The organism is Paenibacillus sp. AR247, assembly GCF_002968895.1.
Taxonomy (GTDB): domain Bacteria; phylum Bacillota; class Bacilli; order Paenibacillales; family Paenibacillaceae; genus Paenibacillus_AQ; species Paenibacillus_AQ favisporus.
On record NZ_PCZT01000009.1, the window covers coordinates 1,250,771 to 1,251,900 of the forward strand.

Genomic DNA, 1,130 nt, shown 5'->3' on the forward strand with positions numbered 1-1,130 from the left:
TCCGCAAGCCAGCTGTCTCTCGTGCCTTGCCATGTTTCATAAATAATCAAGTCATCCGGCTGATCCAGATCGTCCGAAACAATGGCGCTAATGAATGCCTTCTCGGATGACATCTCCTCAATAAGGGAATACAGCTCCCTGCGGAATTCTTCTTTTTTCCTGGTTTAACTTTGAATCGAATATTCAATTGGACTTGTTGATTGGCCATGCTGACTCCTCCTATAAGCTTCATATTTTGCAGTAATTCCGTTACGGCATTGATCATAACTCTAAATGAATAATTCGACAGTAATTTAGATTACGAAGTTTTTCGGGTCATGAATCAAGCCAGTTCTTTCATCGCTTTTTCGATATGAATCATGACCATTCTGCGGCTGGTCACGATAATACCTTCATTGGATAGTTCCTGTAAGGTAAGCGATACCGCTTCTCTTGTGGCACCGATCATATTGGCCAATTCTTGATGAGTCAGGGGAATATCGATTTTTCGGTATCCATTTTCTTCTATGCCGAACTTTTTAGACAATCGGTTGAGAAAGTAAAGCACTTTACCACGTAGATCCCTAAAAACCAATTTTTCCACCAATTCATCCTGTTCTCGCAGGCGTTTGCTTATTTCCGATAAAAATCGCAAAGACAATTCAGAATACTTGCGTAAAAGCGGTTCGAATTGTTCAGTCGGAATCGAAAAAACAATCGAGTCTTCCATCGTCTCCACATAAGTTCCTCTATTGCCCAATGAAAACGTGTCAACCTCGCCAAACATCCCGCCTTCGCTTACGATACAGACTGTATGTTGTTTGCCGGCCGAATTGGTTTTGTATAAGCGCAGTTTACCGGCGATTACGAAAAATAAGCCATTCCTTTCATCATCGGGCGTCTGAAGAATACAGTTTTTTGGAAGCCTATACGTATTTGATATGGTTACCAATTGTTCGATTTCACGGATAATTTCTGCCGGAAGCGATTCAAATATCTTGATTTGTGGCAAAAATGATGGTGTGTTTTCCATCGCCTCATCATGTAACATTGTGACCCCTCTTTCATTGCTGCAAGCGACTACCGCTCCACTCACCGCGATAATCGTTCCTCATGTAACNCCGATAACGGAGTGTTACACTCATCATAAA

The 1,130-nt window shown here is 41.8% G+C and carries 1 protein-coding gene; it reads right to left on the reverse strand.

Annotation, left to right across the window (positions count from 1 at the left end):
* Positions 1 to 322: 322 nt before the first annotated feature.
* Positions 323 to 1,030 carry a Crp/Fnr family transcriptional regulator gene (locus tag CPT76_RS13935; protein WP_105443339.1) on the reverse strand — a complete coding sequence of 236 codons (708 nt, stop codon included), beginning with the start codon at positions 1,028 to 1,030 and terminating at the stop codon, positions 323 to 325.
* Positions 1,031 to 1,130 lie beyond the last annotated feature (100 nt).